The organism is Arthrobacter sp. SO3, from assembly GCF_020532825.1.
Lineage (GTDB): Bacteria > Actinomycetota > Actinomycetes > Actinomycetales > Micrococcaceae > Arthrobacter.
Window position 1 is genome coordinate 1 of the sequence record NZ_MQTS01000137.1, and the last position, 7663, is coordinate 7663.

Annotated in this window: 6 protein-coding genes; 5 read left to right on the forward strand and 1 reads right to left on the reverse strand. The window is 68.3% G+C overall.

The annotated features are described in order from the left end of the window. Nucleotides 1-103: 103 nt before the first annotated feature. Nucleotides 104-796: a TetR/AcrR family transcriptional regulator gene (locus BJQ90_RS13255; RefSeq protein ID WP_226760722.1), complete on the reverse strand. Its 693-nt coding sequence runs from the start codon at nt 794-796 to the stop codon at nt 104-106. A 131-nt stretch (nt 797-927) separates the two neighbouring features. On the opposite strand from BJQ90_RS13255, the gene BJQ90_RS13260 reads away from it, so the two are divergent. The 5 genes from BJQ90_RS13260 to BJQ90_RS13280 all read left to right on the forward strand — a co-directional run bounded on the left by BJQ90_RS13260 (nt 928) and on the right by BJQ90_RS13280 (nt 7380). After that, the gene (locus BJQ90_RS13260) at nt 928-2586 is read left to right on the forward strand and encodes a class I adenylate-forming enzyme family protein (RefSeq protein WP_226760723.1); all 1659 of its coding nucleotides are present in this window, start codon (nt 928-930) and stop codon (nt 2584-2586) included. Nucleotides 2587-2588: 2 nt separating this feature from the next. Further along, a complete protein-coding gene (locus BJQ90_RS13265; RefSeq protein WP_226760724.1) occupies nt 2589-3383 on the forward strand; it encodes an SDR family oxidoreductase in 795 nt (264 codons plus the stop codon). A 138-nt stretch (nt 3384-3521) separates the two neighbouring features. Beyond that, on the forward strand, nt 3522-4760 hold the full coding sequence (locus BJQ90_RS13270; protein ID WP_226760725.1) for an acyl-CoA dehydrogenase family protein: 1239 nt from the start codon (nt 3522-3524) through the stop codon (nt 4758-4760). Beyond that, nucleotides 4757-5857, forward strand: coding sequence for a phosphotransferase family protein (locus BJQ90_RS13275; RefSeq protein WP_226760726.1), 1101 nt, complete (start codon nt 4757-4759; stop codon nt 5855-5857). The genes BJQ90_RS13270 and BJQ90_RS13275 overlap by 4 nt, the downstream gene beginning before the upstream one ends. A 209-nt stretch (nt 5858-6066) precedes the next feature. Next, on the forward strand, nt 6067-7380 hold the full coding sequence (locus BJQ90_RS13280) for an MFS transporter (protein ID WP_226760727.1): 1314 nt from the start codon (nt 6067-6069) through the stop codon (nt 7378-7380). Nucleotides 7381-7663: the final 283 nt, after the last annotated feature.

Genomic DNA, 7663 nt, shown 5'->3' on the forward strand with positions numbered 1-7663 from the left:
CGGGTGGGTGAATAGCGGCCATTTGTGGTGAATGGGTGCGGGCGGGTGGGTGCGCGCGCGGCGAACACAAGCGCAGGGAGTGTTCCATCGCCGGAGGAGCCCCTCAGCTGCCGGCGGCTGCCCCTGCGGTCAACCGGCACAGCCTGCCGTAGCGGTCCGCAAGTTCCTCGGGCGTGAGTTCGCCGTCGATCCGGTACCACTGGGCCACGCCGGTGCACATGGTGGTGATGGCGCGGCTGGTCTCGCGGGGGTGGGGCGCGTCGAAGATCCCGGTGGCCACACCCTCGTCGATGATCCCGCTGAGCAGCGCCTGCTGCCGGTCGCGGGCCGCAATGTGTTCGGCGCGGGCGGATCCCTCCAGGCTGCGGATCTCGCTGAGGGCGATGAACGCGAGCTCGCCCCGGTGGGCGTGGAAGAGGGTGAGGCAGCGTATCAGCCGGTCAAACCTGTCCAGCACCGACTGCGGGCCGTCGGCCAGGGCGGCCGTGCTCCGGTTCCAGAGCTCGTTCATGGCCTCGTCGTCAAGGGCCACGAGCAGTGCCTGCTTCGAGGGGAAGTGGTGATAGAGGCCGGGGACTGACAGCCCCGCCCGGGTGGCGACCTGGCGGATCGTCGTCCCGTGGTAGCCGTTTTCCATGAAGCAGGCCAAGGCCGCCGCCAGGGCCGGGCGGAGTGCCGGCGGCGAGAAATCCTGCCACGCTCCCGCGGCGCTCGCAGCCCCCGGGCGCGCTGCGTCCTTTGCTGCGCCCACTGCCGCGGCCGGCGTCGTTGATTGCCTGGCACCCTGTCCCACCATGTCCCCGTGACCCCTTGCCGTAGTTGTGTATCTACACTATATTCGATAAAACCGAGCGAGCGCTCGGTAAAGTAGGCCAAGTCGCGCAAAGATTCACTGTCCTCTGTTCAACGAAGAAGAGACTCATCGCCGTGAACGAAACCGCAGACCCACACTGGACCGCCCTGTATCCCGACGGCGTCCCACCCCGCACCCAGCCGGCCGCCGGGACCATCAACGACGCCTGGGCCCACCGCGTCCGGGAAGCGCCGGACGCCACCGCCGTCACCTACTTCGACCAGTCGCTGTCCGCGTCCGACGTCGACTCGCTCACCGGTGCGCTCGCCGTCGAATTTCAACAGCGGGGCGTTGGCCCCGGACATGCCGTCGGCATCTACCTGCAGAACATCCCCCAGTTTGCCCTGTCCATGCTGGCGATCTGGAAGGCCGGGGGGACGGCGCTGATGCTGAACCCGATGTACAAGGGCAAAGAGCTCCGCAACATCATCGACGACTCGGGCGCCGTCGGGATCGTTTGCCTGGACCGCGAGCGCGACGGCGTGACTGAGACGCTCCGCGGCAGCAGCGTGGGGTGGACGATCACTACCTCGGACCTGGACTTCCAAAGCGAGGACGATCCGCGGGTCTTCCGCTCGCCGGACCGGCTGGAACGCACGGGGGAGGACCTGCACTCGATCCTCCAGCGGAGGTTTGGCCAGGTCCCGGTGCCGCCGCCGCTCACCGGGGACAGTGTGGCCCTCCTGACCTATACCTCGGGAACCACCGGCCCGGCGAAGGGCGCCCTGGGGACCCACCGGAACGTGCTGACCGTGGCAACGGGTTACGCGCAATGGCAGGATCTGGCCCCGGGCGACGTGGTACTCGCCGTCGCACCCCTGTTCCACATCACGGGTGCGGTGGCAACCGCGGTGACGGCCCTCATCCATCCCGTGAACCTGGTGTTTATCAACCGGGTCCGCCCGGAGGTCATCCTCGAATCCTTCAACCGGCACGGCGTGACCCACGTCATCGGGTCGATCACCGTGTTCAACGCCCTTCTGGACCTGGCCCACGCGACGGCCGCGGAGTTCGCGACCCTCAAGTACATCTACTCCGGCGGGGCGCCGATCCCGCCGGCCACGGTGGCCACCTTCCAGGCACGGTTCGGGCAGTACATCCACAACGTGTACGGCATGACCGAGACGGCCTCGGCCGTGATCGCCGTCCCGCCCGGCTCGGTGGCGCCGGTCGACCCCGCCAGCGGCACGCTCGCGATCGGCGTGCCCTTGCCGAATCTCCTGGCCCGGGTCATTGGCCTCGACGGCGAACCGGTTCCGGACGGGGAGCCGGGGGAGCTGGAGCTCAGCGGGCCGCAGGTGACCCCCGGCTACCTGAACAAGCCGGCAGAAACCGCAGCAGCGATTCCCGGCGGCCGGCTGCGGACCGGTGACGTCGCCATCATGGACGCGGCCGGCTGGATCTACCTCGTGGACCGGATGAAGGACCAGATCAACGTCTCCGGCTACAAGGTGTGGCCCCGGGAAGTCGAAGACGCCCTCTACGAACATCCGGCGGTCCTCGAAGCGGCGGTGGTCGGCCAGCCGGACAGCTACAGCGGCGAAGCGGTGGTCGCCTACGTCTCCCTGAAAGCCGGCGAACATACAACCGACACCGAGCTGGTCTCCTTCGCCAAGGAGCGGCTGGCCGCCTACAAGTATCCGCGCCGCCTCTACATCCTGAACGATCTCCCCAAAACACACACCGGCAAGATCCAGCGGCGGGAACTCCGCGGCCTGAACCTGAAGGACTGAACGTGACCGGACAGAACGAAACCCAGCCCACCATCCCGCACCGGCTCGACGGCAAGACCGCCCTGGTGACCGGCTCCAGCCGCGGCATCGGCCTGGCCATCGCCCGCCGGCTCGCTGCGGAAGGTGCGCGGGTCATCCTGACGGCCAGGACGCAGGAAACCCTCGACGACGCCGTCGCAACTTTCCCCGCCGGCACCGCGTACGGCGTGGCCGGCAAAGCGGACGACGCCGGGCACCAGCAGGCCGTCTTCGAGCTGATTGCCCGCGAAACCGGGGGCCTGGACATCCTGGTCAACAACGCCGGAATCAACCCGGTCTACGGTCCGCTGGCCGAACTCGACCTGGACGCCGCACGCAAGGTCTTCAACGTCAACGTCATCGGAACCCTCGCCTGGGTGCAGGGCGCGCTGTCCCACCCCGGGCTGGCCTTCCGGGACCGCGGCGGCTGCGTCGTGAACATTTCCTCCGTCACCGGCGACACCCCGTCCGAAGGGATCGGGCTCTACGGCATCAGCAAATCCGCGGTCTCCCACCTGACCCGCACCCTCGCCGTCGAACTCGGCCCCGAGGTCCGCGTCAACGCCGTCGCCCCCGCCGTCGTCAAGACCCAGTTCGCGAAGGCGCTCTACGAGGGCAAGGAAGCAGAGGTCGCCGGGCACTACCCGCTCAAGCGGCTCGGTGTCCCCGAGGACGTCGCCGCCGCCGTCGCGTTCCTCGCCTCCCCGGACGCAGGCTGGATCACCGGCCAGATACTCACGGTCGACGGCGGTCTGCTCGCCGCCGGCGGCACGGCGTAGCACCCGCTTCAGCGCCTCGGCTTCAGCAGCCAAGCGACCACCTTCAGCGTCAGCGGCCCAACGCCTCAGCTTCAACGGCCGCACCGCCTACCGTCAGCGCCCCAGCGCCCAGCCCGTCCGGCCCGAAAGGACCTCCTCATGAACCTCAGCTCCCGGCCTCCCGCCGTTGAAGACCTCCGGCTCCGCACGCGCGACTTCATCCGCGGCGTGGTGATTCCCGCCGAGCCGCGACCGGGCGAACGCCTCGACGACGGTCTCCGCCGCGAACTCGGCGAAGCCGCCAAAGCCGCCGGCGTGTTCGCCCCGCACGTCCCCGTCGCCTTCGGCGGCCAGGGCCTGCCGGTGGACCAGTGGTCCCCGATCTTCCAGGAGGCCGGCTATTCCCCGATCGGGCCGGCCGTCCTGAACTGCATGGCGCCGGATGAGGGCAACATGCACATGCTGAACATCATCGGTACCGAGCAGCAGAAAAAGCAGTACCTCGCCCCGCTCGCGGCCGGTGACACCTTCTCCTGCTTCGGTATGACCGAGCCGCACCCGGGGGCGGGTTCGGACCCCGCGGGGCTGCTGACCACCGCGGTCCGCAACGGCGATTCCTGGACCATCACCGGGGACAAACGCTTCACCAGCGGGGCCGAGCACGCCGGCTTCGCGATTGTCATGGCACGGACGCCCGATACCGGGAACGAACCGGACAGCGCGACGATGTTTCTGGTCGACATGGATGCCCGTGGCGTCAGGCTGGGCAACCCGATCCACACCATCGACCGCACCATCGCCGGCGGCCACCCGAACCTGCACTTCGACAACGTGGTGGTTGGGCCGGAAGCGGTGCTCGGCGAAGTCGGCCGCGGCTTCAAATACGCCCAGGTCCGGCTGGGACCGGCCAGGCTCACGCACTGCATGCGCTGGCTCGGCCTGGCGCGGCGCTCGCTGGACATCGCCCTGGACCGGACCGACACCAGGGAAATATTCGGGTCACCCATCGCGCAGCTCGGCATCGCCCAGGAGATGATCGCCCAGTCCGTGATCGACATCGAAACCTCGGACGCGATCATCACCAAGACCGCCGCCCTCCTGGTCTCCGATCCCAAGGCCGGCTCGGCGATGTCCTCGATCGCCAAGGTGCACTGCTCCGAGGCTGTCTTCCGGGTGATCGACCGGGCCATCCAGCTCTGCGGAGGCGACGGCGTATCCGACGGGCTGCCGCTGGCACAGTATGCCGCCGAAGTCCGTCCGTTCCGGATTTACGACGGCGCCAACGAGACCCACAAATGGGCCATCTCGCGGCGTGCCTCGTCGCAGCGGCGGCGCGCGGTTGCCGGGGGCGAGCCGTTCCTGGGCACGGCCCAGTTCCCCGAAGGAGCCGGATCATGACGCCCGCGGAGGCAACCGGAGCGGCCCAGCCCGAGGTTGTCGACAGCCCGGAGCAGGCCGCCTCGCTGACCCGGCCGCCGCTGCTCATCCTGGACTCCGTCCGCGACTTCCTGGACCAGAAAGGTCTGGGTTCCGGCCCCCTGGAGTGGGAGCGGATCGGCGACGGCCAGTCGAACGTGACCTTCCGGATCCGCCGGGACGGGGCCGACGTCGTGCTCCGCCGCGGACCCCGCCCGCCGCTGCCCAAGTCCACCCACGACATGGTGCGGGAAGCCCGGATCCAGCTGGCCCTGGCACCGCTGGGCATGCCCGTTCCGCGGATCCTTGCCGTGTGCGAGGACGACGCCGTCCTCGGGGTGCCGTTCTACCTGATGGAACACCTCAACGGCACGGTCCTCACCGACACGGTTCCCCCGCACCTCGACCCCCTGGCAGCGCGCCGGGCAACGAGCGAGGCCGTGGTGGACACCCTCGCGGACCTGCACTCCCTGGACGTGTCCGGCGGGGAGATCGCCCGGATCGGCCGCCCCCAGGGCTACCTCGAACGCCAGGTCGCCCGGTTCGCCTCGCTGTGGGACGTCAACACGACACGGGACATGCCCGCCGTCGGACGCCTGGCGGCGTGGCTGGAGGAAAACCGGCCGGAAAGCCAGCGCGACTCGGTGATCCACGGCGACTACCGCACCGGCAACCTGATGTTCGCCCCGGACGGGCCGCCGCGCGTGACCGCCGTGCTCGACTGGGAAATGGCCACGCTGGGGGACCCGCTGGCCGATCTCGGCTATCTGACCGCGACCTACGCCGACGCCGACGAGCCGTTCACGACGATGGAACTGACGCCGGTGACACGGCTTCCGGGGTATCTTCGGCGGCAGGAACTGATCGACCGGTACCAGGAACGGATGTCCCTGGACCTCACGCCGCTGCCCTGGTACCAGGCTCTGGCCCTGTGGAAGGCAGCGATCTTCAGCGAGGCGATCCATACCCGCTGGCTGCGCGGCGAACGTCCGGGCGACACCGGGTTCGGCGCCGCCATGGAGCACGGCGTGCCGCAACTGCTCGACGTCGCCGAACGGCTCGCGACCCGCCTGAAGTAAGGCCGCACCGAAGTTCGCCGCAGCGGGCCGTCCCTCGAAGACGGTCTGCTTGAGCGGATTGTCCGCAGCGGCGCCTCAAAGTCAGCGCAGGCGGGCCGCCGGCGCGCGCCCTCCGATCCTGAGCTGTGGCCCCCACCGGTGCCACGGCCTCCCCAGTCATTGCCTCCGAACCCGAATTCCTCATACAGCGCAGTAGGGAAGGAACCACCATGGATAGCACCATCCGACTTGAGGCTGCCCCGCCCTCCAGGCAGCAACAGACCCGTTCCGATCAACGCTCCAAACGGCGGTCCATGTTCGCCAGCACCATCGGCAACGTCCTGGAGTGGTACGAGTGGAGCGCCTACGCCGTCTTTGCGCCGTTCATTGCGGCCGCGATGTTCGATTCCAAAGACCCCGTCTCGGCGCTGCTCTCCACGCTGGCGGTCTTCGCCGTCGGCTTCCTCATGCGCCCGCTGGGCGGCATCGTGTTCGGCCGGATCGCGGACCGGCGGGGGCGCAAGTTCGTTTTGATCACCACCATGCTCATCATGGCCGGCGGCTCGCTGCTGATCGGGCTGATGCCAACCTACGACCAGGTGGGAATCTGGGCCTCCGTGCTCCTGTTGCTGGCCCGGGTTGCCCAGGGCTTCGCCCACGGCGGTGAGTCCGCCACGGCCAACACCTACATCGCGGAGATCGCGCCTCCGGCCAAACGCGGGCAGTGGGGAAGCATTGTTTTCGTCGCCATTTTTGGCGGCTCGGTGCTGGCCTATGTCGTGGGCGGCGGCGTGACCAGTGTTCTGGGCGCGGCCGGTGTTGCCCAATGGGGATGGCGCATCCCCTTCCTCCTCGGGGCCGTGCTGGCGCTGGCTGCGCTTTACCTTCGCCGGAGCATGGAAGAGAGCGAAGTCTTCGAAGCCAAGGCGGCGGCCGCCGAGGTTGCACCGATCCCGCGCAAGGCCATCATCCGCGCAGTCCTGCTCATGATCGCCATGACGTCGGGCATCACTGCCGCGCACTACACCTGGACCTCGTACGCCTCGACCTTCGCCATCACCCAGCGGGGGATGGATCCGCAGACCGCGTACTGGGCCTCCGTGATCGCCCAATCGCTTGCCCTCATCAGCCTGCCGTTCTGGGGTCGGCTCTCGGACCGGATCGGGCGCAGACCCCTGCTGATCGGCTTCTCCGTGGCCATGGTCGCCTCGCAGTTTCCGCTGATGGGCATGATCACGAGCGAAGGCTGGACACTCGCCGTCGCCGCCAGCTTGGCCCTGTGCATCGTCGCCATCCCGGGGGCACTCCTCGCCGCCGTGCTGTCCGAGAACTTCCCCACGAAGATCCGAACCCAGGGCATCGGCTTTGCCTATTCCTTGTCGGTCGCGGTCTTTGGCGGAACGGCACCCTACCTGAATGCCCTGTTCAACAGTTGGAGCCTGGGCTGGCTCTCCAGCGTCTACATCATTGTGCTCTGCCTCGCCACAGCACTCGCGGTGTTCAAGCTTCCTGAAACCAAGGGCATCGACCTCAAGGACGCCTAAATTCGCCCGCCGTGAGCCCGCCCTGGCCCCGCGCTGCCGGCTGGGCAGTGCGGGCTGCGGGCCGCGGATCGCATGGTTGCGCATGTGGGCAGCCATTGGACGCAAGTGGCCGCTATCCGCAGGTCAATAGCGGCCACTTGTGGTGAATGGATGCGCTTCGCGATTTGATAGCGGCCATTTGTGGCGAATGGGTGCGGGCGGTCGGGCGGATTCAAGGGATCGATGCAACACCCGAGGGTCAATTGGTTGTCAGTAAACCACGGAGTCGCTCCGCGGGGGTGTC

What these genes read in the sequence shown, in the direction of transcription:
- BJQ90_RS13275 (WP_226760726.1), top strand. Translation starts at nt 4,757, where the DNA reads ATGACGCCCGCGGAGGCAACCGGAGCGGCCCAGCCCGAGGTTGTCGAC.
- BJQ90_RS13280 (WP_226760727.1), top strand. Translation starts at nt 6,067, where the DNA reads ATGGATAGCACCATCCGACTTGAGGCTGCCCCGCCCTCCAGGCAGCAA.
- BJQ90_RS13270 (WP_226760725.1), top strand. Translation starts at nt 3,522, where the DNA reads ATGAACCTCAGCTCCCGGCCTCCCGCCGTTGAAGACCTCCGGCTCCGC.
- BJQ90_RS13255 (WP_226760722.1), bottom strand. Translation starts at nt 796, where the DNA reads ATGGTGGGACAGGGTGCCAGGCAATCAACGACGCCGGCCGCGGCAGTG.